The organism is Pedobacter sp. Leaf250, from assembly GCF_920984735.1.
In the GTDB taxonomy this organism is placed as follows: Bacteria; Bacteroidota; Bacteroidia; order Sphingobacteriales; family Sphingobacteriaceae; genus Pedobacter.
The window spans coordinates 1-25,063 of sequence record NZ_CAKLBU010000016.1; the positions used below are offsets into that span (position 1 = coordinate 1).

Consider the following 25,063-nt stretch of genomic DNA (forward strand, 5'->3'; position numbering starts at 1 on the left):
AAAGTGTGTTCCAGGCAAGAAATTGCGTTTGAGACATAGAGCTCGCAGAGGAAATTCTTATTTATGATTGCCCGCTAAGTGTGGGTAGGTAATTCTTATTGCATATTATTTATAGAGGAAATATACACAAATTCCTTTTTTGTGCAATTATCACATTACCAGCGAAGATTAGGCAACACGCGATGGCGTTTTTTCGTGATGGGCAATTCGCAGGCAGAAAATGTGTGAGCAAAACAACTAGTCTGACTTTTTTAAACTCTTTCGTTTTAAGGCAGTATTTTCGGCCTTTGCTCTATTGTGGGGATTTCGGCAATAGTAGACAGAGGATTCCGTTCCAAACTGTACACCCGTAGATTAGCCCGACTTTGAGCAGGACATCTTGAGAAGAGTCCCAAATATATCCATTCCTATCAGAACCACCGCAAAAGAAATTTTGTCAATGCTCTGCCTCCCATCCGCACAAAACTTCACTCCACGGCATCCCGGATATGATTATCCAGTCAATAAAGCTGTTCTGGGGAAAGATTACATCCAAAATCCGACAGACAAAAAACTTCAGCAACACTCTTTCTAAAAAAACCATTTTTAAGCACTTTAGCGCTCCGCTGAAGCTGCCTTGAGCACAAAAACAATCATTGAATCAAGTTGGCTTTAAATAAGCATTAAAACCGCTTAAAATGAGCCGAGTGGCCACTTTTAAGCGAAAACAGTGGTCATTTTGAACCGAAAAAAGTGGCCACTTTGCAGAAAAACAAGTGGCCACTTTTGGAATAATCCCCACCTTTATACTTATCTCCATTAATTCTTTTGCCCAAACAAAAAACGATAGTATTCCTCTTACAATTAACGAACAAAACACGATTTTTGTAAAGGCAGTTTTCAATGATTATGATACATTAAATCTTAATTTTGATACTGGAACAACGGAAATGGTGCTATTAAATGATGTTTTAAAAAACAAACTAAAATCTTCGCCAAAGCTATATAACACTTTTTATAATTTAAAAATTGGAAGCACAATCTATAATACCAAAGTATACGATGCGGAATTATCGGGCCACGGAACAGACGGCCGTTTTGGTTGGGATCTTTTTAAGGGTAAAATTGTAGAGCTAAATTACGACAAAGGTTTAATGATAATCCATAAAAAATTACCGGAAAATACAGTAAAAGATCAAAAGTTCACAAAGTTTAAAATGGAATTTTTTAAAGATCTTTTTTTAGTGGAAAGTAAGATCGCACAAGATGGTATCGTTAATTCAGACCTGTTTTTATTTGATACCGGTTATCAAAGAACGGCGATGCTGGGTAATGATTTATTAATGGATGGAAAATTTCCGGTTGAGAAAATGAAAGTCCTAAAAACAGCAATTATGAAAGGGGCGCAAGGAAATGAAATACCTGTTATTACTTCAAACTTACAATTATTGCAAATCGGAGAATACGAACTGAAGGATGTTCCAATACAACGATTAACTGCAAACAAACCCTTAGAAGGTAGGAATATCCATATTTTGGGTAACGAGATTTTAAAAAGATTTAATATGTTTTTAGATTTTCAGAACAATGCAATTTACCTAAAACCAAATCAATTATTTAACGATAAATATATCGACAAATAAACAGATACGCTAACCGATACATACCTGCTAACAAATAAAATTAAACTATTCTTAATGATCAAGGAATAGCAACAATAAATTTTGATAATGCCTATACCAAAAGTAATTATAGAATTGTGATTGAAGGCATGAATAAACTCGGTCAATTAATTAGGGAAACCGTTGATTATAATGTTGATAATAATCTATAAATATCTTGAACATTTGAATCTGAAAATTGCTATTCCATAAATTCCTTCATATTCCTATCTTCAACCACAAATCATTCTTACAATATGAAGCACATTAAATGGGGTATTATTGGTTGCGGCGATGTTACCGAAGTAAAAAGTGGACCAGCTTTTAATAAGGTTCCCAACTCATCGTTGGTTGCAGTAATGCGTAGAGATGCGGCAAAAGCTGCAGATTATGCTAAGCGGCATGGCGTTCCGAAATGGTACGATGATGCTACCGCTTTAATTAACGATCCGGAAGTGGATGCCATTTACATTGCCACTCCTCCCCTTCAGCATGAAGAATATGCCATTCAGGCACTCGCTACCGGTAAACCTGTTTATGTGGAAAAACCAATGGCATTGAATAGTGAAGCTGCAAAAAGAATGACTGCCGCCGCGAAACAACACAATGTAAAGTTATCCGTAGCGCATTACCGGAGAGAACAACCACTGTTTCTTAAAATCAAAGCTTTATTGGCGCAAAATGCCATTGGTGATATTCGTTTTGTCGATTTAAAAATGTTGCAGCCCAAACGTAATGATCTAATTGCTAAAGCAGAAAGCAATTGGCGCATGGATCCTGCCATAGCTGGTGGTGGTTTATTTCATGATTTAGCACCACATCAACTCGATTTAATGTTGTACTTTTTCGGACAGGTTAAAAATTTTCACGGAATCTCACTTAATCAAACTGGAGATGAACATGTAGATGATTTAGTTACTGGCCACATTTTGTTCGAAAACAAAGTGGTGTTTAATGGCATGTGGTGCTTCTCGGTTGCGCCTGGCGCACATGAAGATCGCTGTGAAATTTACGGCTCCAGGGGAAAAATAAGTTTCCCTATGTTTGGACATGAAATTGAACTTACTGTTGATGGTAAAGTGGAAAACATTGCATTTGAGCCGCTTCAACATGTAGAACAACCCATGATTGAAAAAGTGGTATCCTATTTTATTGGCGATGCTGAAAACCCATGCAGTGGCGAAGAAGCAATTAAAACGATGGAATTACTGGATGGCTTTACGCTAAAATCAATTTAACAAATCTATAACGTTATATAGCAGCGTATTTACATGAATATTTTGGATAATAACCTCACGAGTTTTAATTTAGTGGTGCTAAAATTCAGCTTTTAGCATTAAATAAATCTCCCATCTATATGAAAAAGTTATCTCTCGTTCTATTTATCTGTTTGGCTTCGTATGTGGCCAAAAGTCAGACTCTAATTTTGGCTAAAGATGCAGCACAATACGTGGGTAAAACAGTTAGCATTTGCGACTCTGTTTATAGCACAAAAGCTTTGGAAAAGTTAAGCTTAATTAATCTCGGAGGCGCTTATCCTAAAGAACTATTAACGGTTGTAGTCAATAAAGAAGATCAAGCTAAATTTACATCCGATCCTGCATCGATGTATATGGGCAACAATATTTGTGTTACCGGAGTGGTAACCGAGTTTAAAGGCAAGTATCAAATCGTGGTAATCGAACCAAAACAAATAGTAGTTAAATAATTAATCGTTTAGCGTGGGTATTACATCAATTTTGGCCGCTTCTATAAATAAAGTAACCTGATTTACGCAAAGCGTTGGTTTTTCTTTTACCTGATGCTCCCAAAATCGCATTACGGTATAGCCTTTTGAGGAAAGCAACTCATTAATTTCCTGGTCTCTTTGCATATTTCGCTCAATCTTCGGAATCCAAAACCCTGGATTGCTCTTGATGGCTAATTTCTTTTTTTCCCAATCGAAGCCATGCTAAAAATCGCCATCAACGAATATGGCCAAACGATATTTATTAATTATGAGATCTGGTTTACCAGGAAAATCTTTTGGATGAATGCGGAAGCGAATGTTTTTTGCCCAAAGCGCTTTCCGCAACTTTAATTCGGGGAAACTATTCTTCCCTGCAATTTTTGCCATGTTTTTGCTTCGCGTTGGGGTAGTATAAAAGCGTGCACTTTCCTCGAAACGGGGTACCTTCATGATTTCCTTATTGCGATATGGCTTGCTTTCCATAACTTATAAACCCTGTTTATCGCTCTATTGTTTAGTACGGCACAGGCAAACAATCTGTTAGTGGACCTGTTTATGAATAAAATCATTCCTTATGAAAAAATTCTTTTATCTATCCTTACTTTTTCTTGGAGGATTAATCACTAACGTTTTTGCACAAACAAATGCACCGGATACCGCAAAAAGATATATTAAAACAGCAACCGGATTTTTAATGGTACTGCGCCAAGGTGATGATGTATTGGCACATCTGGAAAATTTTGCAGTTAAAGAAAGTATCCCGAGCGCAAGTTATTCAGGAATGGGTTTTGTAAATGCAAAGTTTGGTTTCTTTAATTTTAAAACTAAAGAATACGAACCGGAAGAATTTAAGGATGTAGAATTGGCCAGCATGAGTGGATCTATCGCCTGGCAAAATGGCAAAGCTTCACTTCATACTCATGGCACTGTAACCGGTAAAGATTTTAAAGCCTACGGAGGGCATTTATTAGCGGCTACTGTCGGCACCGGATCGGTAGAAATCACCATTATAGTTCATCAGCAGAAACTAGAGAGAATAAAGGAAGAACCCTTAGGCGCCAATGTATTAAACTTAAGTAATTAATTTTTTGCATATAATCTCTTCTGCAATCAGCGGAAAATGATAGTTTTGAAATATTCAATTTAACCTAATGCAGTTAAAACTTAACACCGCCTTAATCATTTTATTTTTACTGATTTTGGCTTTCACCACTTTAAGTATTTTTATTGATAAACATCCAATATTGCCATTTGATATTCGGGCGTCGTTATTTGTACAACAATATCAGGCCAATTGGTTGGATCAGGTGATGTTGGCCATTAGTTTTTTTGGTGAGTTGCCTTGGTCGCTTCTTTCGGTTTTGGTGGTGGCCGCTATTTTCTATTGGCAAAAATACAAGCGTGAAGGATTGTACATTGCTTCTATTTTAGTATCCGGATTGGTCATCCTTGGAATTAAAAATATGATCAACCGTCCTCGCCCTACCGCATTTTATGTACGCTTGGTAGAGGTTAATAGATTTCAGAGTTATCCGAGCGGCCATGTACTTTCATATGTGTTATTTTTTGGTTTTCTTATTTTTTTAATGAGTAGATTAACCACCATTCCGAAAAATACCCGTAATATCGTCACCTATCTTTCTGCTTTCTTAATGATTTTTATTGCGCCATCAAGAATTTATTTAGGTGCACACTGGCTTACAGATACTTTGGGTGGTTTTCTTTTAGGGTTAATATGCCTTTTTCCATTGTGCTATTTTTATCTCCAAAAAGAAAATCAGACTATAATTCAGTCTTAAGCTGCCGATTCTAATTTTTCTTTTTTCCTGATTCTGCTTAGTGTTTCCAACCGCATACCCAAATAGGTAGCCAAAAACTTAATGGGAACACGGTTTTTTAAAGTTGGATTTCCAATTCTAAATTTATTGTATCTCACCTCTGCTGAAGGAATTCTGCATAAAATAGACCGCTCTTGCAACAAATTAAAATGCAGGGCAAGTAACTTTCTAGCCAAAATATTCATATTAGGGTATTTACGATATAGGGTATCAATAAAAGAATATCGAAGCACCAATAATTCTGAATTTTCGATGGCTTGAAATTTCTCCTCATAAATGGGTTTAGCCGTACTAGGATTACGAATTTGCCCTACAATACTATTTTCGTTTGTAATTACCGTGGTGATGTCTTTTCCATCATCGATGATAAAACCTCGAACCACACCTTTTAATATAATAAAAACGCAATCTTCGTTATTGCTATTTTTACATGAAATAAATTCGTTTTTTTTTGCAATGATCTTATAGGTTTCTTTTCTAGCCAAAGCGATAACCTTTTTACTTAAGGGATGAAGGCTGTTTAAAAATTTGATCAAGCGCTCGCCCTCATCTGTTACATGGCTCATAAAAACAAAAATTATATTTGGGATAATTATACTGCAATGTATTATTTGTAAGTAAATTTTCCAAATAAAAAATGATGAGTTAGTAATTATTTTTACACCGTATTTGTAGTATAAAATCTTATTATGAAACCGATTGCTGAATTAATTTTAATCATTAAAGTAATTTAACATAAACCTAAAATAATTCTGATATTTTTGCGGCCATGATGGATAAAAAACCAAAAGCTTTTCTTTTCGATTTAAACGGAACAATGATAAATGATATGGAATTCCATAATCATGCCTGGCACTCTATTCTGACAAAAGATTTAGGTGCAAGTATTAGTTTCGAAGCCGTTAAAAAAGAAATGTATGGTAAAAACCAAGATCTTTTAGAAAGGGTTTTTGGCGTTGGGCATTTTTCTCAAGAGCAAATTGATCAGATATCAATCGAGAAAGAACACCGTTATCAAGCCGCCTATAAAAAGCATTTAACTTTAATTGATGGACTTGATAAATTTTTAGAAAAGGCAAAAGAAGCAGGTATTTTAATGGCAATAGGCTCAGCGGCTATACCCTTCAATATCAACTTCGTGTTGGATAATTTGGATGTTCGTTCTTATTTTTCGGCCATCGTTAGTGCAGAAGATGTAAAAAATAGTAAACCAGATCCGGAAACGTTTAGCAAAGGCGCTAAATTGTTAGGCCTATCTGCTGAAGATTGTGTCGTTTTTGAAGATGCACCAAAAGGTATAGAAGCTGCACAAAACGCAGGAATGAAATGTGTTGCTTTGACCACTATGCACACCACTGATGAATTTTCTGCCTACAATAATATAATTGCCTTTATTGAAGATTATAATGATCCGGCTTTAAACAATTTATTTCAATAAAAAGAAATATGTTTACTTCTTAGCCTCACCCTATCTATGGTAGCGGTTATTGTTTAAACATTGAATCCATCTCTCTGAAGAGAAATCACACAACATCAGCCTAAACCAAAAACTTATAGGGTGAGGTAAAATTTAAACTTCAAAAATATCCACAACTCCTAATTCGAAAACTTGTAAATAGAACTGGTTTTATAAACCTGACCTGGCTTTAAAACCGTTGATGGAAAACTTGGTTGATTTGGAGAATCAGGAAAGTGCTGTGTTTCCATACAAAATGCAGTTCTGAAATCATCTTTTGATCCATTTTTAAAGGTATTTTTGCTCTGCATAAAGTTGCCGCTGTAAAATTGTAATCCAGGTTCTTGCGTGTAAACATCCATTACAATTCCCGATTTATCTCCTCTAACACTTGCTGCCTGAAACATGTTCATACCTTTAGTTTTGTTAAGCACATAGTTATGATCGTAACCCTTACCAAATGTTAACTGCTCGTTGCTTTCTTTTATTCGAGCGCCAATTTTAGTTGCCGATGTAAAATCAAATGGTGTATTTTTTACTTTTTCAATTTTTCCTGTTGGAATTAAGGTTGAATCAACTGGCGTATATTCATCGGCATATATTTTAACTTCATGATTCAACACATCGCCACTACCCTCGCCATTCAAATTGAAAAAAGCATGATTGGTTAAATTTAAAACGGTGGTTTTATCTGTTACGGCCTGATAATCCATTTTCAATTCATTATCATCAGTCAACGTATAGGTTACGGTTACTTTCAGGTTTCCAGGGAAATTTTCTTCTCCATCTTTCGATAGGTAATCGAATTGAATAGTTTGATCATTAATTTGTTTTGCATCCCATACTACATATTGATAGCCCTTTTTACCACCATGCAAGGTGTTTTGACCATTATTTGTAAATAACTGATATTGTTTCCCGTCTAAGGAAAATTTGCCTTTAGCTATTCGGTTACCAAAACGCCCAATCGTTGCGCCAAAATAAGGTTCTGTAGATTTTTCATAATCAGTTACACTTTTAAATCCAACTACCACATCGACCATTTTTTTATCTTTATCGGGAATTAATAAAGAAACCAAACGACCACCATAATTGGTAAAAACTGCTTCTGCGTTGTTTTTATTCTTTAACGTGAAGAGGTTTGTTTTCTTACCATCAATATCTCTTTGAAATGAATCGGTTACTAATTTCACCGAAGTAGCTGCATCTGCACTTTGTTCAGTTACGTTATTCGATTTTTTACTTTCAGATTGGCAGGCAACCAAACCAAGGGCAGCTAATGCGCAAAAGGTTGTGAGTGATTTAAAATTCATATATGATATTAGTTAGATTATTTTATTTATTGATTAACACAAATAAAACGATTTACAATTATAAAAAACTCAATTAGATGTATTTATTCTGATATACTAAAATGTTAAAATTAATCAAGGCTTTAAAGTGTTATTATAGCAATTAATGAATTTAAATGTAAATCAGAATCCGTTAATTTGTTCTAAACATGCATAGAAATGGAAAATAAAATATTAAATAATCGTTACGATAAAATGTTATACAACCGTTGTGGTAAAAGCGGATTGAAATTGCCAGCAATATCATTGGGCTTATGGCATAACTTCGGACATGTAAATGTATTCGAGAACAGTAAAAAACTTATTTACACTGCCTTCAATAATGGAATTACACATTTTGATTTGGCCAATAATTATGGTCCGCCTCCGGGATCGGCTGAGGAAGTTTTCGGGAAAATTCTTCATGAAGATTTTAAAGGCTTTCGTGATGAAATGGTTATTTCAACTAAGGCAGGTTATCACATGTGGAATGGACCTTATGGCGAATGGGGATCGAAAAAATATCTGGTTTCAAGTCTTGATCAAAGTTTAAAAAGAATGAATTTGGATTATGTTGATATTTTCTATCATCACCGTCCAGATCCTGAAACGCCACTACAGGAAACAATGGATACCTTAAGTTTGATGGTGCAACAAGGAAAAGCGCTTTACGTGGGTATTTCAAATTACAGTGCCGAAGAAGCTGCTGCCGCCATTAAAATTTTAAAGGAGAACGGAACACCTTGCCTTATTCATCAACCGAAATATTCGATGTTCGAACGTTGGGTAGAAAATGGACTTTTAGATGTGTTGGAAGAAAATGGTGTAGGTTGTATTCCATTTTCGCCTCTTGCGCAGGGTTTACTCACCGATAAATATCTGCATGGTATTCCTGCTGATTCCAGAGTGGCCACGAGTGGTGTATTTTTAAAGGAAAGTAACATCACGCCGGAAAAAATTGAAGTGGTTAATAAATTAAATGAAGTAGCCAAAACCCGCGGGCAAAAACTTTCGCATATGGCCCTTTCATGGATATTAAAAGACAAAAGAGTTACCGCAGTATTAATTGGCGCAAGCAAACCCGAACAAATTACCGACTCGATTAAAGCCCTGGATAATACTATTTTTAGTGAAGAAGAAATTAAATTGATTGATGAAATTTTAAAATAAGTAACAGGCAAAAAACATCAATCGGTTAATCGCAATTGAGCCGTTTGATTTTTTTAAATCTTAAAACAGACTTTTAATTTTCTCTTTTAAAACTGCAGCGGCTTTTGTATACCCACCTTCTGCCCCATCTACAAAATGGATATGGTCATCTTCTAAATCGCGAACATAGCAAGACATTACAGATTCGCCACTAACATAGATACCGTATAAAATCTCATTATTTTTTTCAAGTTGATTCAAAGCCTTTTCCAGCTTAGTTCTTTGTAATCGTGTTCCCGTAATCACCGTATTCAATCTGCCATCAATCACCAAGGTATCCGACATTTCTACCATTTGATTTAAGTATTTTTTGCCGCTTTCTGTTCGAAAGTAAATGTAGCCATAAGCGTTAATGAACCAGGTTTTAACAAGCTCAAAAAATTTGATTTTACCTATTCGATGTCGCATTTCACGACCTAAATTATTAAAGCTCGTACGGAAAATCAACTTCGGAATGGAGATGGGTTGACGCTTTTCTGGCGCACCATAAATGATATCCAATTGCGTAATGATTTTGCTTAATATTTCAGCCTGCTTTTTACAATCTTGCGCAATGGCAATTAATGTAACTACTTCTTCACTATTTTCTGGTGGTTGAATTTTATCCCATCGGCACTGCATGCCGCTTAAATCCAATTCCTCTTCCGAAGATTCATCTTTGGAAAACAAATAGTTTTCGCCCTTGATAATTTTTTCCGCATAATCCAATCCATCACCCAAAACAATTGGTATAGAGAACATTTTCGAAATACTAAATCGGCTGATATTGAGGTGATGGCCTGACTCATAAATTTCTTTTACAGAAACTATGCCCGCACGAAGATCTAAATTGAAATTTGCTAACGTATTACGTCTGTAAATTTGCAATGCGCTCATTGATTTATCAACAATCGAGGCTGGAACAACAAAAGTTGCTCCATCTCCTCCAAAAAAAAATGGGATGGAAATATTTGCTTTGAAAGCGATATTAAGTACAGTAACAATACTTCCGGTTGCTATAAGATTTACGTTTTCGTGCAAACCAGCTTGTACAGCTTGTGTAGAACTTTTAATATCAGTGATGATGATGTGCCAATCATTCGGAACTTCCTTAAATAAATCCTTTCTTAATAAAAGTTGTTGTAAAGGGATTTTGTTTACTGGAAGATTGGAGAAAAAATGATCTTGATTAGCCGACATCATAAACACCTATATAGTTAGATAATATACGCAAATGATGTGAAAGGGTTTTGAAATTTAGCAACAAAATTTGTGGCAACCTCGTCTACTTCTCTTCAGATAAAATAGCATGAGTGAGGTTGGCACAAACTTTAGCGATATAGAAAGTCAAAATGTGCTCGTAAGCGCATTTGAAGTGAAACTTTACCTGTTTCTAGTGTGCATCATAAATGATTACCTTATCAAAGAAAATCTTAAATTCATCTAAAAATGCTTTGTGTAATGGATGAACCTGGTAAACATCGTGTGCAGCTAAATCTTCAAAAAATAAAACTAAACTAAAAGTGTAAGTGGTATCAACAACTGCTCTTTGAATCGGCGCAGGCGTACCTACATGAAAAGTTTTAACAACTTCAATATTTTCTAATGTTTGTAAGCTTTTTAGAAAAGCAGCTTTTTGTTCTTCGGTGGTGTCGGTTTTTAACCAGAATAAAACGTGGTGGGATATCATCTTTTATGTAATTTTTGCCCAAATATAACAAATGATAAATAATCAATGTGGCTTAACCAAAAACGCTTTTAGCTTTGCTGATCGCTTTTTTCAAATCAATTCCTTTGCCCAATACACCTTTAAAAAGATCGCCTTCCACTTTTAAACGATCAATGGCATTGAAAATATTGAAATCTTGCATTTTGAGTCCTGGTTTAACTTCATCCCAATGCAAAGGCATGGAAACTGTTGCCCCAATTTTTGGCCGCAGAGAATATGGACCAGCAATTGTTGCTCCAGGTCTGTTTTGCAGAAAATCCAAGTACATCTTTCCTTTTCTTGCCGAAATCATACGCTCTAGTGATGTATATTCGGGTATTTGATCATGAACCAAATTGACCACAATTTTGGCAAACATTTGGCTTTGATCATAGTCATATTTTGCATTCAAGGGAATATAGATGTGCATGCCTGTTGAGCCTGATGTTTTGCAAAAACTAGGTACATCGATTGCATCCAACACTTTTTTGGTTTCCAACGCTGCCTCAACCACCTGGTCAAAAGAATGTTTATCAGGGTCTAAATCAATTACACAATAATCTGGGTGGTCTGGACTTTGAATTCTACTGAACCAGGGATTCATTTCAATACAACCTAAACTTGCCATCCAAAGTAAGGATACCTCATCTGTGCCAACTAAATATTCTTTTTTCTCACCTTCACTATTTTCGTAAGGGAAAGTTTTTGCCCAATCCGGAGCTTTTCCTTTAACATCTTTCTGGTAAAAGCTTTTGCCATGAATGCCACCAGGAAAACGGTTTAAAGACTGTGGGCGATCTTTAAGATATGGCAAAATATACTCGGCAGCCTGATAATAATAATTAAACATATCCCTTTTAGTTACCTTATCTTCAGGCCAATAAACTTTGCTTAAGTTGGTAAACTTTAGCTCATGATTTTTTACTTTCCGTACCTGGGTTTCATCTTTAGGATTTAATAATGTCTTCCTATCTTTCGTTTTGGGTGGATTTATGGCTTCGGCATGTTTTTCCTTTTCATCCGGCAATTCATCCACAATTTTCTTTGTGGGTAATTCTGTTTCCCTAACTACATCCTTTGCCTTTTTATCTTCACGCATTCCTTGAAAAGATGGATGACGAAAAACACCATCATCAGTAATTTCGGTAAATGCAACTTCACATACCAACTCTGGCTTTAACCATGTGGCTTTCGCTTTTGGAGGATTTGGACGGAATCTTGATGGCTTGTTAACATCTGGCAATTCATCAAATGGGCTTTTATCTACAACCAATTCTTCAAATTGCTTCATCATATCTTTTTGCAATTTATCAGAAAAACCAGTACCTACTTTCCCTACATATTTAAGTTTTTTATCTTCATAAACACCTAACAATAAAGAACTGAAAGATTTAGAAGTATCTTCATTTTTAGTGTATCCAGCAATTACAACTTCTTGACGTTTGTGCACTTTAATTTTCAACCATTCTTTCGATCGGCGATCTGTAGCGTAAGTGCTGTTAATTTTTTTTGCAATGATGCCCTCCAACCCCATCTTCTCTGCTGCAGCAAAAAAATCTATTCCACTTGCTTTAAAAACCTTACCCAATCTGATGCGATCGTCGTCAGTTGGCAGAATATCATTTAATATTGCCTGTCGCTTATATAGTGGAAGCTCCATTAGATTTTTACCTTCATACCAAAGTAAATCGAATACGTAAAATACAAGTTCACCGTCTGCTTCACTACGCCAATTTTGTAATGATCCGAAATTAGAAATGCCTTTTTCGTTCAACACCAATATTTCACCATCCAAAACAGCGTTGATCTTCCATTTTTGAAGTAAATCAAAAATGGGATAAAATTTTTCGTTAAATGATTTATTGTTGCGGGATAGTAGATCGACTTTATTTTTATTGATGAATGCCAAAGCTCTATAACCATCCCATTTCACCTCATATTGCCAATCTTCATCATCAAATGGTTCATCAACCAAGGTAGCCAGCATGGGCTTTATGTTTTTAGGGATGGCACTTTTAGGTGCATTTTTTAAGATATTTTTGGGTTCAATATCTATTTCTTCGCCCACTTCTGTGGTACCGGTTTGGTTAGCTTTCTTTGAACTTTTTTTTTCTGGTTTTAGCTTCTGCTCTTCACCATCTTTCCAAACTTTTTCAGAAGATTTTTCCATTCCGGCAATGGTTTTACCTGATAATACGGATTTATCTTGCTTGGTGATATCTTTTGCCGAAGCAAAATCATCCTTATGTTTGATCAGTAGCCAACCATTTTCGCCCATTCCGTTGGTTTTAACTAAGGCAAATTCACCGTTTAGCTTCTCACCGTGTAATTTTATTTTAACTGAACCATCTTTAAGTTGCTTTAACAAGTGTTTTTCTTGCGCTTTTTTCCCTTTAATGTTTTCAATGGGTTCATACGTACCTTCATCCCAAACAATTACAGTACCGCCACCATATTCTCCTTCAGGAATAATGCCTTCAAAATTTCTATAATCAAAAGGATGATCTTCAACCATCATAGCCAAACGTTTATTTTTTGGATCTGTAGATGGACCTTTGGGAACTGCCCAACTTTTTAAAACACCATCCATTTCGAGTCTAAAATCGTAATGCAAACGCGATGCATCATGCTTTTGGATTACAAACATCAATTTTGTTTTGCTTAAACTTCTACCAGCTTTCGGTTCAGAAGTTTTAGAAAAATCCCGTTTGGAATTGTATTTTTCTAAACTCATTAGTCGCTACTTATTTCTTTAAAAATTCTTCTACAGCATCTCCTGAATCGCCAACAATTTGAACTGCTGCTTTCAACTTATCTTTACTTACGCCAAATTTATTGGACCAATAATCTACTTCATAGCTTTCGTTGATGTTGATACGACTGCGATCAGCACCAGTAGTTTTTGTTTCATTATCCATGTTATCATCTGATTCAGAATAAATTAAACATCCATTAAACACAAAAGGTTTTACTTGATTGTTAGCATCAAAGCGTATTCCATGCAAGTCAAAAGTCGACTAGTTGAGAGGCAGAAAATATCTAGTATTTTTTTCAAAAAAAAGTTAAAAGTCCAAAACCAAATTAATGTTAATGATGTTAATTTATTTTAACCAATTTATAAACTTTATAACCGATGAATTACATTAACATTTCAACAACGGAAAGAAAAGAGCTAATTGACATTGCAGACGAGCAAGACCGCAATTATTGGGCAACCCGATTGGGAGTAAGCAGCGAAAGATTAAAATCTGCTGTTAAAGCTGTACAAAGTATGGAATTTTCAATTCTGAAGGATTATTTGAGTATGGAAAAAATCAAATCATCTAGCACATATCAACGTTTTGCCAGCTAAGATCATTTAAATCAATAGGATATATTTCGAAAATCGAATTTCTTAAATATCTATTTAATAAAGTTTTGATACAATAAATTTATAGCAGCCCGACTAAAATCAGGAAAGTCATCTGTATATGTCGGGTTTATTCCGTTTGTGATAATCACAAAACCAAATTTCTCTTTTGGATTAAAAAACATGGTACTATAAAGTCCATAAGCCGATCCGGTATGACCTTTTAATTTAACATTGGGAATAAAATTATCAGCGCTTCTTATGGCTAAACCGTAACCCTCATCACTTGTTATCGCGGTTTGCATTAACCTGGAACTTTTTTCAGAGATAATTTTTACCCCATTCGATTTGCCGTAGTTCATGTGCATCATCATGTATTTAGCCAAATCATTTGCCGAAATCTTCATTCCACCTGTTGGAGAAAAAATTGGCGTCGAATAACCCATTACATATTTTTTAATTTCATTTCTACGCGGTGCATAGGCGGCAGTTGCGTTGGTATATTCCTTTGAGTTTGAATTGTATTCGTAAAGCTTAACAAACCGTGTACTATCAAGAGAATCTACACAATATCCACCGTAAAGTCCCAATGGTTTTAATACATGATTTCTAACATAATTATCAAAACGTTCACCAGACTTCTTTTCAATAATTGCTCCGATAATATTAAAATTTAAATTACAATAATTGAATTTGCTTCCTGGCGCATAATCGTTGTAACATTTAGCCCAATCAGGGTTTTTTTCAGGATTAATTAAATCTAAATTTAAATATCCTTGCGAATCGTTAAGGCTTGAAGTGTGGGAAAGGGCCATTTTCAGCGTAATTTTCTGATCGGGATATTTTGGATTTCTAATCTTAAATCCAACCAGATCTCCAAAATCATCATCTAGAGAAAGTTTTCCAGCCTCTACCAATTGCATAATGGAAGTGGCCGAGAACGATTTTGAAATAGAAGCAATGCGAAATATATCCTGATCAGTTAATTCAATCTTTTTTTCTAAATCCTTTAATCCAAATGAATGGGTATAAATTATTTTTCCCTTTTTTACCACTGCAACCGATGCTCCTACTGCATTAAACTTTTGCATAACATCCTTAAAATCAGTTTCTATTTTCTCATTTTGAGCATAAACAGTTGTGCTGATTAATAAGAGTGTGAGCAGTAATTTTATAGAAGTTTTAATCATTGTAGTTACAAATTAATAGGGATAGATAAGTACTTATTTGGCATCATTTACTTCCAACCAATGCCCATCAGGATCTTTAAAATAAATTTGTTTCACGCCATCTGGTCTTAAATTTATGGCTCCAACTTTACCTGCCCAATCTTCAAAAGGAATCTTCTTTTGATTTAAAGATTGAATAAATTCCTCAATTGATGCAACGCTGAAACATAAGTGATCATTTCTATCGAAAGTTTGATTGCTTTTTTGCCCTTCAATTAAATGCAAAGCACCAGCATTTCCTAAGGAAAACCAAGTGTGTTTGCCATCTTTAAATGGCTCGGGAATCATTTTAAGATTAAATATACTTTGATAAAAAGTTGTAGATGTAGTTAAATTATTAACGTAAACCGCAATGTGATTGATTACAGCTGGTGTTTGGGCCATGGTTCTTGGTAAAATGCTAACAATAAATAAGAATGTAATTAATGCTATTCTCTTCATATCTAAATATCAATATATTAGTTTAAGAACAGCAAAATTTTCGATATTTATTTTGCAACAATATCATTGAAGAATTGATATTTACAATCTATATTTATCGACAAATGCTTTTTTAGGAATTAACTGTAAATAATTGTAGTTGGCAGAAATTTGATGACGTTTTCTCAACCGGTATAAAAAATGACCGCCTAAATCGATAAAAATCGGACAGGAAGCACCTAACCATGCTTTGTGTGCATGCTTCCAACTAAAGGAATAAAATTCAGAACCAGCTGGAATATTCTTTAATTCTTTGTGGTAAAAAGTAAGCACTTCTGGCTGGGGATTTTCGGCTAGAGCATCAAACTTGCGTATCATAGATAAATGTTCTGAGACACAGAATTCATAATCGCTCAATAAAGGATTTAGCGGATTTGGGATGGATTTCAAAATTTTGAAGCCTTTAAACTTTAAGCCATTTACTATCCAGATTAATTTTGGATAAAAACATTCTCTGGATTGAAGTTCTTCGTAATTGATGGGCGAATTTTGGAGTTCGATAGTGAGGCCTGTATTAGTATGTATATCAGCCCGATGAAACTCCTGTAATGCATCATCATAAAAACTTACTTCTCTAAATTCAGGCGCAAAAACTTCCTTCCATTGCCGATGCCACAATGTTTCGCTTTCCCACCACGATTCGCAATGGCATAGGGAAACATGTGCCCAATGGTGAATTTTTACAGAACCACATTTTGCAATTACTTTCTCTCCACAACCCAAGCACACCGCACTTACGCCTTTTGAGGCTTCAGTTCGATTCCCGTTTACTAATGCAAATGCATGTAAGAAGAAGCTATGTGTTACCTTTAAAAATATTCATTACTGCAGTTTTCCACTGAATGTAGCCCAAATCTCCGCAGGTTTTGGCAACAAAGCCCTCCACTTCATCAGGGACATCATTCACAATCCGCCAGCGAATTTTGTATTTTGGATTATAACTGATATAAACTACTACATCATCAGTGCGTTGTCCAACAGATTCTAGCGCCTGCAAATGAATATCTCTTAAATCGTCTGCCGCAACTTTCAATCTTTCATTCATTATTTTCCCTAAAGAAAGGTCTGGTTTAAAATCTGTTTCTAATATTGCCAAAACTGTAACAGTCATATCACTCCTCTTCGTTTGAAAGCCTTATAAACAGCTTTCTTCCTTAATTGTTTATTAAATCGCTAACCGCGAACAAAACAAATTTATACTAAAATATTTAGCAAACAAAAATATGAATGGTTATTTTTGATACTCAATGTGCTATCACTATAAACCGATTGATTTACAGATAAATAAAATTGATTATTTGTGTCAAAATTATATAACAAAATAAAGGGAGATTAATTTTTACATTATTCACTTCAATCTACATCGTTCCGTTGCTTGATTCTAGCATCACAATCAACATAGATTTCAGGATAAAAAATACCTACACTTGGATGTTTTTTTACTGCATTCATAAGTATAAAAGGAAGACCTGATGTATTACTAATAGACTATTAAAAAAAAGGATATTTCTATTTAGAAATAACAATGTGAATAAATCGAGATCACATAAGGCACAGGTTTTATCACATTCTACGCATCTTTGCACAACTCATTTGATAAATTTTAAGAAGGATACCCGGATAAGATGAATGCTAATAATATTACTGATCAATCAGCTCATGAAAATCAACTTATTCTCGATTTTATCCAGTTCACTAATCAACCTATTTTTTTAACCGGAAAAGCAGGTACCGGAAAAACCACTTTACTAAGGAAAATTAAAGAATCTACAAAGAAAAATTTTGCAGTGGTTGCCCCTACTGCCGTTGCAGCAATAAATGCTGGAGGCGTTACCATTCATTCTTTTTTTCAAATGCCATTTGGACCAATAATTCCGGTTGCAAACGATCAATTTAAAGAGGTAAAATATAACGAAGAAAAAATAAAGCTTTTAAAATGTTTGGAGCTTCTGATTATTGATGAAATTAGTATGGTCCGGGCCGATATGGTCGATTTTATTGATCAATCATTAAAGAAAGTTAAAGGTTCAAACATGCCTTTTGGTGGTGTGCAGATTTTAATGATTGGCGATTTATATCAGCTTTCGCCAATTGCACATGATGCCTGGCATATTTTAAAAGAATATTATTTAAGTCCTTACTTTTTTGATAGCCAGATTCTTAAATCCATTTCCTTAACCAGCTTCGAACTTAAAAAAGTTTACCGCCAATCTGATCCGCTATTTATCGAAATTTTGAACAGAATCAGGGAAAATGATTTAACACCAGCATTATTAGATCAGCTAAATTCCCATTTCGACCCAAGCTTAAACGATGTTTGGAAAGATGAATACATTACCTTAACAACCCACAATAACCTGGTAACTCAAATTAATAAAGATTGCCTTGAAAAACTTGATGGTGATTTACACAGTTTTAGTGCAAAAATAACGGGCGATTTCCCTAAAGATGCCTACCCTGTTGATGAAGTTTTGCAGCTTAAAGTCGGTGCACAGGTCATGTTTATTAAAAATGATTCTTCAGGAAAAAAACAATATTATAATGGAAAGGCGGCAAAAATTGTATCCATTGCGAAGGATAGAATTAGTGTTCAGTTTTTAGATGATTCGGCTCATTTTGAAGTGGAGCGTGAAGAATGGCAAAATTTAAAATACAATCTCGATCAGGAGGAAAATAAAATTGAAGAAGTTAATACCGGGGTTTTTTCTCAATATCCATTTAAATTGGCATGGGCAATTACCATCCACAAAAGCCAAGGATTAACTTTTGAAAAAGCCATTGTAGATATTAGCGCTTCTTTTACCCACGGACAGGCATATGTAGCATTAAGTAGGTGTAAAAGTTTGGCTGGTTTAATTTTAAAATCTCCCGTTAAGATGGAAAATATCATTACCGATAAACGGATAATAGGTTTTACTAAAAACGCTGTAAGCCAAATACCAACAGATCAAAGCCTGGCACTTTATATTAAAAAATATACATGGGATTTGGTTGATGATTTATTTGATTTTTCTTCACTAAAAGAAAATTGGGAAAGCATTAAAGATGTTAAGTTTAGTGCCTTTGATGAAAATGCTGCATTTAAAGCTATGACAACCAATATTTCGGATGTTTTGAATGCTGGACTTATCAGCGTTGGGGCGAAATTCAGAAGTCAGGAAATTGCAAAAATTTCAAAAGAAACTAATCTTGCTGATGAGGAGTTATTTCTTAATCGATTAGAGAAAGCGGCCAATTACTTTGTGCCAAAGATCAATCAGGTGATTTCAGAAATAACAAAATTTACATCCTTGAAATTATTGGCTGATGAGAAATCGGAGAAAACTTTAAGTGTACTTATTTCCTCATTAAATACATTAAATGTTAAACTGTCTTTGTTCAGTTATACCTGGAACGATTTTAACAGAGAAAACTACACTAAAATATTTCTGGCAGCAAGTAATAAGTATGACTTGACTCCAAAGAAAACTTTCGTAAGTAAAATAGAAATCCCTAAAGAAATTACCAATCAAAAACTTTATAAAAGCTTAATAGATTGGCGCAATGAGTTAAGTAAAAAAAGAAATGTTCCTGAGCACACCATCCTTTCAGATGTAGCATTGATTAATATTGCTTCAAAACCACCAAAAACAACTGATCAATTGGCATCAATCAGAGGAGTTGGTATTGGAAACGCTGTAGATTTGGGTGGAGATATTATGAAAATTGTAAATAGTTTTATGGGCGCCAGTACTTTATTTTAATAATTGCTTATTGCTCAAATAGCACAAAATAGCAAACTGTAAGTAAAATCCCCAGAACCATAAAACCGATGCGGGCGAGCCACTTATTTAAAATGCTTTGCCCTTGTTGCGTAATGTTTCTTTCGAGGTTTTTTAGAAGAATTTCTTGCTTATCTACCTTTTCTTTTAGATCAAGATTTTCATTTTTAAGGTCAAAAATGCTTTTTCCGGTGTCTTCTTCTAATTTATTTAAAGCATAACGTCTTTTAAAACCACCTTCGCTAAGAAACATATCTACACCAGCTTGCTTGCCAACCATGGCTGGAAGTGGAACGCCATCTACGCGACCAACTAAAATTACAAGATTCATTTGAACCAGAAGATCCAGATAATCAGAGGCTAACGTTCCGTTTCCCCGAAATATTTTAAGTACTCTGTCGGATTTGATGTAAACTTCTTCCTCGAATTCGTTAAGGATATTATCCAAAAGCTCACATTTAGCTGGAGTTAAACTTATGGCAAGATTTTTCATTTAGGTGAACGTGGATTATTCAGCAAGAAAGCAAAAAAAAATTTAAACAGAAAGTTTTATTACAAAATAAGCCAGAATAGCACATTTGGGAGAGCGAAAAATGTATTTTTTTAATTTGATTTTAATTTTTAAGCAAAACTTAGTGATTGAAAGCGATGTTTATAATTTAAAAAACATGCTATGGAAAATCAAGATCAACAACCAATAAAAAATGATGAGAATTCGCATCATGAGCAGCATCCGGTAAACCAATCAAAAGACAATGTTACGGATCCTTCAGGAAAAGAAAATGAAGATGAAAAGTATACAGAAGATGAAATACCATTTGCAGATGGAGAAGGAACTCAATTAAACGAAGCTATAGATAAGCAAGAAGATAGTGATGAGGATAACGATTAAATAAAAATAGAGCGTTCGATTAATTGAACGCTCTTTTTTTATTAATCTAAATCGCCTCGTTGATTTAATTCTAACCGATCAAACTTGTATTTTTTTTGTTATACAATTTATAAATAATGAAGTATAAATTAACTGTATCATAATCTACTTCTCTATAATTGACAATAACCTGTAAATCAATAAATTAAATAACTCCAATTGTATTTATTTTATTCTAATTTAACACTATTAAAGCTTTTTAATTTGTCTTATTAATTCCCTAAAAAACGATTAAATCCCCCACTACAGCATAAATTATTTTTCATTTTTTTCTTACAGCAATTGCAATTACAAAAATTAAATGCAACTTTGTGGCGTAAATGAATATAAGGGAATTAAATGGCAAACATGGATTAGTTAAAGCGATAAGTGCTTTACTGATCTTTACTTTTTCCTTTATTTCTTTTGTCCAGATTACACATGCCCATAGCAATAATGATATTGAGCATGTTGGCGATCAAAAAGAAAACGTTTCTTTTACCGAGAAATGTTCTATTTGCGATTATTTAGTCCATAAACATGGAAAAGATATATTGCTGCCTCCTCCCTTTTCAATTTCTTATGTGCTGCCTGATATCAATACTCAATTTACTGGGGTATTTGTTGGCAATTATAAATTTACACTTCAAGGCTTTACCAATAAAGGTCCGCCCATATTAGCCTAAAATATGCCATTGGGCATTCTCATTTACAATATTTCTTAATTTTTAATATGATTAAATAGCTATTCATACGCTTTTTTAATCATTTATCTATTGGCTCCGGCCTTTTGCAATGCATAAATTTTTTATTACAGTTATTTTCCTACTAGGAATCGGAAGGGCGCATGCTCAACAATTTGAGTTAAAAGGAAAAGTTTCGAGTAACCTTAATCCTGTACCTCAAGCTACAGTTTATCTACTTCACTCTTCATTTTCAACCATTACCAATGATCGAGGTGAATTTGCATTTGCTGCGTTACCAAAAGGGAAATATAACTTGGTGGCTGCTGCTGAAGGTTTTGCCAAGAAAGTAATTGTTGTCGAAATCGATGATCAACCGGTATTTAAAAATATAATTCTTCAAAAAGAAATAAAGCAGTTAAACGATGTAACCATAAAAGATAAACATGTTGAAGATCGCCAAAGTTCCGAGTCAATGAATATTGAAGTGGTTAATCAGGATTTCATTCAACGTAATTTGGGAGGAAGCCTGATGAAAAGCCTTGAACGGCTTCCCGGAATTAAAACTATTGGTATTGGTTCAGGACAATCAAAACCACTAATTAGAGGTTTGGGCTTTAACAGGGTTGTTGTTGTAGATAAAGGAATTAAACACGAAGGCCAACAGTGGGGAGCCGATCACGGACTAGAAATTGATCAATTTGCCATAGGAGAAATTGAATTAATTAAGGGATCGGCATCTTTTATTTATGGCTCTGATGCCATTGGTGGGGTAATTGATATTCTCCCTGTGGATATTCCAGCGCCTAATACCATTGGTGGTTCAATCGATCTTATTGCAAAAAGCAATAACAATCTGTACGGAACATCTGCAAATTTTTACGGCAGAAACCAAAAGTGGTTTTTCGATTCACGTTTTACCTATCAAAATTACGGCGATTATCGTGTACCAACAGATCAGGTTTATGTGTACGATTATGCAGTAAATTTATACAAAAACCACTTAAGAAATACTGCCGGAAGGGAAACGGGTGTCCATTTCAATGCAGGTTATGTTGGAAATAAGTTCAGATCAATTTTTTATTTAAGCAACACCTACACCAAAAGCGGCTTTTTTGCGAACGCACATGGACTTGAACCTAGGCGTGTAAATGAACAGCTTCATGATGGCTCAAACCGGGATATTTTACATCCATACCAATCAGTTAACCATTTTAAAATTATAAATAGGTCGAGCTATCAATTTTTAAATCACAAAATCGAAGTAGAGCTAGGTTACCAGAAAAACTTCAGACAAGAATTCAGTCAGTATGTAAATCATGGTTTCATGCCTTCAATCTATCCTACATCATTATTAATTCCAAACGACTTGGAAAGGGAGTTTAACAAAACGGTTTATTCCGCCAACCTGAAAGATAAAATTACAATTGATGCACATGAGTTAACTGTTGGAATAAATGCAGAGGCGCAAAACAATAATATAAATGGATGGAGCTTTTTAGTCCCTGCATTTAACCAAAAAACCCTTGGTGCTTTTGCATATGATAAATATAAAATTTCTGAAAATGTATTGCTACATGGAGCCTTAAGGTTCGATAGAGGGCAAATCGACATGTCTCAATATTACGACTGGTTTCCTTCCGATATCAATATTGATGGTATAGCAACATCACAAAACCTACAACGTGCTGCCAATTTAAACCGAATCTTTAACAGTTTTGTATGGTCTGCCGGATTAAACTACAATCTGGAAAAATTTAGTTTGAAGGCAAATTTTGGCAAAAGTTTTAGAATGCCAATTGCCAAAGAACTTGGTGCCAATGGCGTTAATTATCACTATTTCAGTTATGAGAAAGGTAATCCAGATCTTGGTGCTGAAAAATCATATCAGGCAGATTTAACTCTGGCTTGGAACGCCGATAGATGGTCAATTCAATTGAGTCCGTTTTACAATTATTTTCCAAACTACATTTATCTAAACCCCACTTCTCGGCATGATTACGCCTATGGTGCAGGTAATCAAATATTCGAATATCAACAAAGTAGAGTACAACGCTATGGTGGAGAACTTCAATTCAAATATGAAATTTCTAAAAGTTTAAGTGCTCAATTTTTAGGAGAAATATTACAGGCTAGGCAATTATCAGGTGATAAAAAAGGGTTTACATTGCCATTTTCACCTCCAGCTTCAACATTGATAAACCTCACCTATTCTCCTTATTTAGGCAATATATGGCGTAATACTTATTTCTCATTCGATTATCGTTTAACCAGTAAACAGAATAACATTGTCCCTCCGGAAAAGAAAACGCCGGGTTATCAGGTAATCAATATCCAGGCTGGAACTAAGTTATCATTATATGGTAATCCATTACAATTAAGCTTCCAGGTTCAAAATTTATTGGATACGAAATATCTCAACCATACCAGTTTTTATCGTCTTACCGAACTTCCTGAAGCGGGTAGAAACCTTGTGCTTTCTGTAAAAATTCCTTTCTGAAATAAAATCAATCAATTATACACATCCAAAAAAAACATCCATTATGAACAAGATTACAAAACCATTTTTAGGTTTATTAATTATTACATCGATTTTTACCGCATGTAAAAAAGATGAAGTTACAACGGATCCGCCGACCCTTACGAATTTGGAAGTCGGCACGAATAACAACAAAACGGCTTATCCAGGAACAGATATTCATTTTGAAGCCGATCTTTTTTCCGTAAGTAATTTAGCCAGTGTTCAACTCACTATCAAACCTAAATCAGGTTCGGGTTGGAACTTTACTCAAACCTACACTGAAGGTTTTGCCAACTTAAAAAATGCAAGTTTTCATAAACATATTGATGTACCCGCTACTGCAGTGTTAGGCAATTACACTGTAACGATAAAGGTGATCGATCAGTTAGGGAAGTCAACAGAAGTAAGCAGTGATTTAGAAATTAAATATGATCCAACGCTCCCTAACGCTTCAGCTTTCAAGGTTGGATTAAATACTGCAGGAAACGATTTGCATGTAGAAGCTGCGATTGCAGCCATAAATAAGGTTGCTCGGGTTGAAGTAGAAGTTCATGGTTCGGCCTGGGAAAAGGATTTTTTATTTACCGATGCAGCTATGGTTGGAGTAACCAATTACAATTTCCACAAACACCTCGATGTTACCGCTGCACCTAAAGGCCATTATCACGTTCATTTAAAAATTGTAGATCAGCTAGGAAAAGAAAATGAATTTGAGGAACATTTTGATAAATAAAAATTTATAACGATGAAAAATAAATTCAATTTAAAAGCCAAAGCTTATCTGATTCTATCTGTTTTAACAATTTTCTTATTGAGCAATTGCAAGAAGGAAACTGAAGAAATTGATACCACCTACCCCGAAATTATTGCCAGTTCAACGGCTTTTCCGCAACAGTGCAGCACAATTAAACGTGGCGAATCTTTCACCTTTAAAACACGGGTAAGTGATAATGTAGAACTGGGTTCTATGAGTATTGATATACACCACAATTTCGATCACCACTCTCACAGTACAGAGGTAAACAGCTGCAATATGGAGGCAGTTAAATCTCCTGTAAAGCCATATTTATTAATTAGGGAAATTAGTATTCCAGCAGGACAAAAAAATTATGAGGCCACTGCTTCAATCAATGTTCCAGCTGATATAGACCCCGGCGATTACCACTTTTTAATCAGGATTACTGATAAAGCTGGCTGGCAAACCATTAAAGGAATTAGTATAAAAATAAATTAATCAATA

At 34.7% G+C, this 25,063-nt stretch carries 27 protein-coding genes; 14 read left to right on the top strand and 13 right to left on the bottom strand.

Annotated elements, in window-relative coordinates; translation table 11 throughout:
* Positions 1–755: 755 nt before the first annotated feature.
* The 3 genes from LUA91_RS14640 to LUA91_RS14650 all read left to right on the top strand — a co-directional run bounded on the left by LUA91_RS14640 (position 756) and on the right by LUA91_RS14650 (position 3,348).
* Positions 756–1,622, top strand: a complete 867-nt coding sequence (locus tag LUA91_RS14640) for a clan AA aspartic protease (RefSeq protein ID WP_231426807.1) — start codon at positions 756–758, stop codon at positions 1,620–1,622.
* A gap of 275 nt (positions 1,623–1,897) precedes the next feature.
* Entirely contained in the window at positions 1,898–2,878 is a 981-nt protein-coding gene (locus LUA91_RS14645; protein WP_231426809.1) for a Gfo/Idh/MocA family protein, read from the top strand.
* Between the two features lie 119 nt (positions 2,879–2,997).
* Positions 2,998–3,348, top strand: a complete 351-nt coding sequence (locus tag LUA91_RS14650; protein ID WP_231426810.1) for a hypothetical protein — start codon at positions 2,998–3,000, stop codon at positions 3,346–3,348.
* On the opposite strand, the gene LUA91_RS14655 is transcribed toward LUA91_RS14650, so the two are convergent.
* Positions 3,349–3,513 carry a DUF559 domain-containing protein gene (locus LUA91_RS14655; RefSeq protein WP_231426811.1) on the bottom strand — a complete coding sequence of 55 codons (165 nt, stop codon included), beginning with the start codon at positions 3,511–3,513 and terminating at the stop codon, positions 3,349–3,351.
* A 78-nt stretch (positions 3,514–3,591) separates the two neighbouring features.
* Complete coding sequence (locus tag LUA91_RS14660) at positions 3,592–3,852, bottom strand: very short patch repair endonuclease (protein WP_231426812.1); 261 nt, start codon at positions 3,850–3,852, stop codon at positions 3,592–3,594.
* A 91-nt stretch (positions 3,853–3,943) separates the two neighbouring features.
* Between LUA91_RS14660 and LUA91_RS14665 the strand changes: the two genes are divergently transcribed.
* Both LUA91_RS14665 and LUA91_RS14670 read left to right on the top strand, forming a co-directional pair.
* The gene (locus LUA91_RS14665; protein WP_231426815.1) at positions 3,944–4,453 is read left to right on the top strand and encodes a PPC domain-containing DNA-binding protein; all 510 of its coding nucleotides are present in this window, start codon (positions 3,944–3,946) and stop codon (positions 4,451–4,453) included.
* A gap of 67 nt (positions 4,454–4,520) precedes the next feature.
* Positions 4,521–5,168 (top strand): phosphatase PAP2 family protein, encoded by a 648-nt coding sequence (locus LUA91_RS14670; RefSeq protein WP_231426816.1) that lies wholly within the window; start codon positions 4,521–4,523, stop codon positions 5,166–5,168.
* Here the strand turns inward: LUA91_RS14670 and LUA91_RS14675 are convergent.
* The gene (locus tag LUA91_RS14675) at positions 5,165–5,773 is read right to left on the bottom strand and encodes a Crp/Fnr family transcriptional regulator (RefSeq protein ID WP_231426817.1); all 609 of its coding nucleotides are present in this window, start codon (positions 5,771–5,773) and stop codon (positions 5,165–5,167) included. The genes LUA91_RS14670 and LUA91_RS14675 overlap by 4 nt on opposite strands.
* Positions 5,774–5,979: 206 nt before the next feature.
* On the opposite strand from LUA91_RS14675, the gene LUA91_RS14680 reads away from it, so the two are divergent.
* Positions 5,980–6,645 (top strand): HAD family phosphatase, encoded by a 666-nt coding sequence (locus LUA91_RS14680; RefSeq protein ID WP_231426955.1) that lies wholly within the window; start codon positions 5,980–5,982, stop codon positions 6,643–6,645.
* A gap of 158 nt (positions 6,646–6,803) precedes the next feature.
* On the opposite strand, the gene LUA91_RS14685 is transcribed toward LUA91_RS14680, so the two are convergent.
* Positions 6,804–7,976, bottom strand: coding sequence for an aldose epimerase family protein (locus LUA91_RS14685; protein ID WP_231426818.1), 1,173 nt, complete (start codon positions 7,974–7,976; stop codon positions 6,804–6,806).
* Positions 7,977–8,174: 198 nt separating this feature from the next.
* On the opposite strand from LUA91_RS14685, the gene mgrA reads away from it, so the two are divergent.
* Positions 8,175–9,164 (top strand): L-glyceraldehyde 3-phosphate reductase, encoded by a 990-nt coding sequence (gene mgrA, locus LUA91_RS14690; RefSeq protein ID WP_231426820.1) that lies wholly within the window; start codon positions 8,175–8,177, stop codon positions 9,162–9,164.
* A gap of 60 nt (positions 9,165–9,224) precedes the next feature.
* On the opposite strand, the gene LUA91_RS14695 is transcribed toward mgrA, so the two are convergent.
* The 4 genes from LUA91_RS14695 to LUA91_RS14710 form a co-directional block, all read right to left on the bottom strand.
* On the bottom strand, positions 9,225–10,385 hold the full coding sequence (locus tag LUA91_RS14695) for a DUF3095 domain-containing protein (protein ID WP_231426822.1): 1,161 nt from the start codon (positions 10,383–10,385) through the stop codon (positions 9,225–9,227).
* Between the two features lie 190 nt (positions 10,386–10,575).
* Entirely contained in the window at positions 10,576–10,872 is a 297-nt protein-coding gene (locus LUA91_RS14700; protein ID WP_231426823.1) for a Dabb family protein, read from the bottom strand.
* A gap of 52 nt (positions 10,873–10,924) precedes the next feature.
* Positions 10,925–13,624 carry a DNA ligase D gene (gene ligD / locus LUA91_RS14705; protein ID WP_231426824.1) on the bottom strand — a complete coding sequence of 900 codons (2,700 nt, stop codon included), beginning with the start codon at positions 13,622–13,624 and terminating at the stop codon, positions 10,925–10,927.
* A gap of 10 nt (positions 13,625–13,634) precedes the next feature.
* On the bottom strand, positions 13,635–13,808 hold the full coding sequence (locus LUA91_RS14710; RefSeq protein ID WP_231426825.1) for a DUF3606 domain-containing protein: 174 nt from the start codon (positions 13,806–13,808) through the stop codon (positions 13,635–13,637).
* A 215-nt stretch (positions 13,809–14,023) separates the two neighbouring features.
* Here LUA91_RS14710 and LUA91_RS14715 point away from each other — a divergent pair, with 215 nt between their 5' ends.
* Entirely contained in the window at positions 14,024–14,242 is a 219-nt protein-coding gene (locus LUA91_RS14715) for a DUF3606 domain-containing protein (RefSeq protein ID WP_231426826.1), read from the top strand.
* A gap of 50 nt (positions 14,243–14,292) precedes the next feature.
* Here LUA91_RS14715 and LUA91_RS14720 read toward each other — a convergent pair whose 3' ends face one another.
* From LUA91_RS14720 to LUA91_RS14735, 4 genes are all read right to left on the bottom strand, one after another.
* A complete protein-coding gene (locus LUA91_RS14720) occupies positions 14,293–15,429 on the bottom strand; it encodes a serine hydrolase (RefSeq protein WP_231426827.1) in 1,137 nt (378 codons plus the stop codon).
* A gap of 33 nt (positions 15,430–15,462) precedes the next feature.
* Positions 15,463–15,909, bottom strand: a complete 447-nt coding sequence (locus LUA91_RS14725; protein WP_231426828.1) for a VOC family protein — start codon at positions 15,907–15,909, stop codon at positions 15,463–15,465.
* Positions 15,910–15,990: 81 nt separating this feature from the next.
* Entirely contained in the window at positions 15,991–16,677 is a 687-nt protein-coding gene (locus LUA91_RS14730) for a competence protein (protein WP_231426829.1), read from the bottom strand.
* Between the two features lie 67 nt (positions 16,678–16,744).
* The gene (locus LUA91_RS14735; protein WP_231426830.1) at positions 16,745–17,059 is read right to left on the bottom strand and encodes a hypothetical protein; all 315 of its coding nucleotides are present in this window, start codon (positions 17,057–17,059) and stop codon (positions 16,745–16,747) included.
* Positions 17,060–17,573: 514 nt separating this feature from the next.
* Between LUA91_RS14735 and LUA91_RS14740 the strand changes: the two genes are divergently transcribed.
* Positions 17,574–19,691: an HRDC domain-containing protein gene (locus LUA91_RS14740; protein ID WP_231426831.1), complete on the top strand. Its 2,118-nt coding sequence runs from the start codon at positions 17,574–17,576 to the stop codon at positions 19,689–19,691.
* Positions 19,692–19,698: 7 nt separating this feature from the next.
* Here LUA91_RS14740 and LUA91_RS14745 read toward each other — a convergent pair whose 3' ends face one another.
* Positions 19,699–20,202 carry a hypothetical protein gene (locus LUA91_RS14745; RefSeq protein ID WP_231426833.1) on the bottom strand — a complete coding sequence of 168 codons (504 nt, stop codon included), beginning with the start codon at positions 20,200–20,202 and terminating at the stop codon, positions 19,699–19,701.
* 180 nt (positions 20,203–20,382) lie between these two features.
* Between LUA91_RS14745 and LUA91_RS14750 the strand changes: the two genes are divergently transcribed.
* The 5 genes from LUA91_RS14750 to LUA91_RS14770 all read left to right on the top strand — a co-directional run bounded on the left by LUA91_RS14750 (position 20,383) and on the right by LUA91_RS14770 (position 25,057).
* Positions 20,383–20,601 carry a hypothetical protein gene (locus LUA91_RS14750; protein ID WP_231426835.1) on the top strand — a complete coding sequence of 73 codons (219 nt, stop codon included), beginning with the start codon at positions 20,383–20,385 and terminating at the stop codon, positions 20,599–20,601.
* 359 nt (positions 20,602–20,960) lie between these two features.
* Positions 20,961–21,305 (top strand): hypothetical protein, encoded by a 345-nt coding sequence (locus LUA91_RS14755; protein ID WP_231426836.1) that lies wholly within the window; start codon positions 20,961–20,963, stop codon positions 21,303–21,305.
* A gap of 109 nt (positions 21,306–21,414) precedes the next feature.
* A complete protein-coding gene (locus LUA91_RS14760) occupies positions 21,415–23,802 on the top strand; it encodes a TonB-dependent receptor (protein WP_231426837.1) in 2,388 nt (795 codons plus the stop codon).
* Positions 23,803–23,845: 43 nt separating this feature from the next.
* Entirely contained in the window at positions 23,846–24,556 is a 711-nt protein-coding gene (locus LUA91_RS14765; RefSeq protein ID WP_231426838.1) for a DUF4625 domain-containing protein, read from the top strand.
* A 12-nt stretch (positions 24,557–24,568) separates the two neighbouring features.
* Entirely contained in the window at positions 24,569–25,057 is a 489-nt protein-coding gene (locus LUA91_RS14770) for a DUF4625 domain-containing protein (RefSeq protein ID WP_231426840.1), read from the top strand.
* Positions 25,058–25,063 lie beyond the last annotated feature (6 nt).

What these genes read in the sequence shown, in the direction of transcription:
- LUA91_RS14745 (WP_231426833.1), bottom strand. Translation starts at nt 20,202, where the DNA reads ATGAAAAATCTTGCCATAAGTTTAACTCCAGCTAAATGTGAGCTTTTG.
- LUA91_RS14735 (WP_231426830.1), bottom strand. Translation starts at nt 17,059, where the DNA reads ATGACTGTTACAGTTTTGGCAATATTAGAAACAGATTTTAAACCAGAC.
- LUA91_RS14670 (WP_231426816.1), top strand. Translation starts at nt 4,521, where the DNA reads ATGCAGTTAAAACTTAACACCGCCTTAATCATTTTATTTTTACTGATT.
- LUA91_RS14765 (WP_231426838.1), top strand. Translation starts at nt 23,846, where the DNA reads ATGAACAAGATTACAAAACCATTTTTAGGTTTATTAATTATTACATCG.
- LUA91_RS14645 (WP_231426809.1), top strand. Translation starts at nt 1,898, where the DNA reads ATGAAGCACATTAAATGGGGTATTATTGGTTGCGGCGATGTTACCGAA.
- ligD (WP_231426824.1), bottom strand. Translation starts at nt 13,624, where the DNA reads ATGAGTTTAGAAAAATACAATTCCAAACGGGATTTTTCTAAAACTTCT.
- LUA91_RS14700 (WP_231426823.1), bottom strand. Translation starts at nt 10,872, where the DNA reads ATGATATCCCACCACGTTTTATTCTGGTTAAAAACCGACACCACCGAA.
- LUA91_RS14675 (WP_231426817.1), bottom strand. Translation starts at nt 5,773, where the DNA reads ATGAGCCATGTAACAGATGAGGGCGAGCGCTTGATCAAATTTTTAAAC.
- LUA91_RS14680 (WP_231426955.1), top strand. Translation starts at nt 5,980, where the DNA reads ATGGATAAAAAACCAAAAGCTTTTCTTTTCGATTTAAACGGAACAATG.
- LUA91_RS14760 (WP_231426837.1), top strand. Translation starts at nt 21,415, where the DNA reads ATGCATAAATTTTTTATTACAGTTATTTTCCTACTAGGAATCGGAAGG.
- LUA91_RS14665 (WP_231426815.1), top strand. Translation starts at nt 3,944, where the DNA reads ATGAAAAAATTCTTTTATCTATCCTTACTTTTTCTTGGAGGATTAATC.
- LUA91_RS14770 (WP_231426840.1), top strand. Translation starts at nt 24,569, where the DNA reads ATGAAAAATAAATTCAATTTAAAAGCCAAAGCTTATCTGATTCTATCT.
- LUA91_RS14740 (WP_231426831.1), top strand. Translation starts at nt 17,574, where the DNA reads ATGAATGCTAATAATATTACTGATCAATCAGCTCATGAAAATCAACTT.
- LUA91_RS14755 (WP_231426836.1), top strand. Translation starts at nt 20,961, where the DNA reads ATGAATATAAGGGAATTAAATGGCAAACATGGATTAGTTAAAGCGATA.
- mgrA (WP_231426820.1), top strand. Translation starts at nt 8,175, where the DNA reads ATGGAAAATAAAATATTAAATAATCGTTACGATAAAATGTTATACAAC.
- LUA91_RS14695 (WP_231426822.1), bottom strand. Translation starts at nt 10,385, where the DNA reads ATGATGTCGGCTAATCAAGATCATTTTTTCTCCAATCTTCCAGTAAAC.
- LUA91_RS14650 (WP_231426810.1), top strand. Translation starts at nt 2,998, where the DNA reads ATGAAAAAGTTATCTCTCGTTCTATTTATCTGTTTGGCTTCGTATGTG.
- LUA91_RS14660 (WP_231426812.1), bottom strand. Translation starts at nt 3,852, where the DNA reads ATGGAAAGCAAGCCATATCGCAATAAGGAAATCATGAAGGTACCCCGT.
- LUA91_RS14685 (WP_231426818.1), bottom strand. Translation starts at nt 7,976, where the DNA reads ATGAATTTTAAATCACTCACAACCTTTTGCGCATTAGCTGCCCTTGGT.
- LUA91_RS14725 (WP_231426828.1), bottom strand. Translation starts at nt 15,909, where the DNA reads ATGAAGAGAATAGCATTAATTACATTCTTATTTATTGTTAGCATTTTA.
- LUA91_RS14750 (WP_231426835.1), top strand. Translation starts at nt 20,383, where the DNA reads ATGGAAAATCAAGATCAACAACCAATAAAAAATGATGAGAATTCGCAT.
- LUA91_RS14715 (WP_231426826.1), top strand. Translation starts at nt 14,024, where the DNA reads ATGAATTACATTAACATTTCAACAACGGAAAGAAAAGAGCTAATTGAC.
- LUA91_RS14710 (WP_231426825.1), bottom strand. Translation starts at nt 13,808, where the DNA reads ATGGATAATGAAACAAAAACTACTGGTGCTGATCGCAGTCGTATCAAC.
- LUA91_RS14655 (WP_231426811.1), bottom strand. Translation starts at nt 3,513, where the DNA reads ATGCAAAGAGACCAGGAAATTAATGAGTTGCTTTCCTCAAAAGGCTAT.
- LUA91_RS14720 (WP_231426827.1), bottom strand. Translation starts at nt 15,429, where the DNA reads ATGATTAAAACTTCTATAAAATTACTGCTCACACTCTTATTAATCAGC.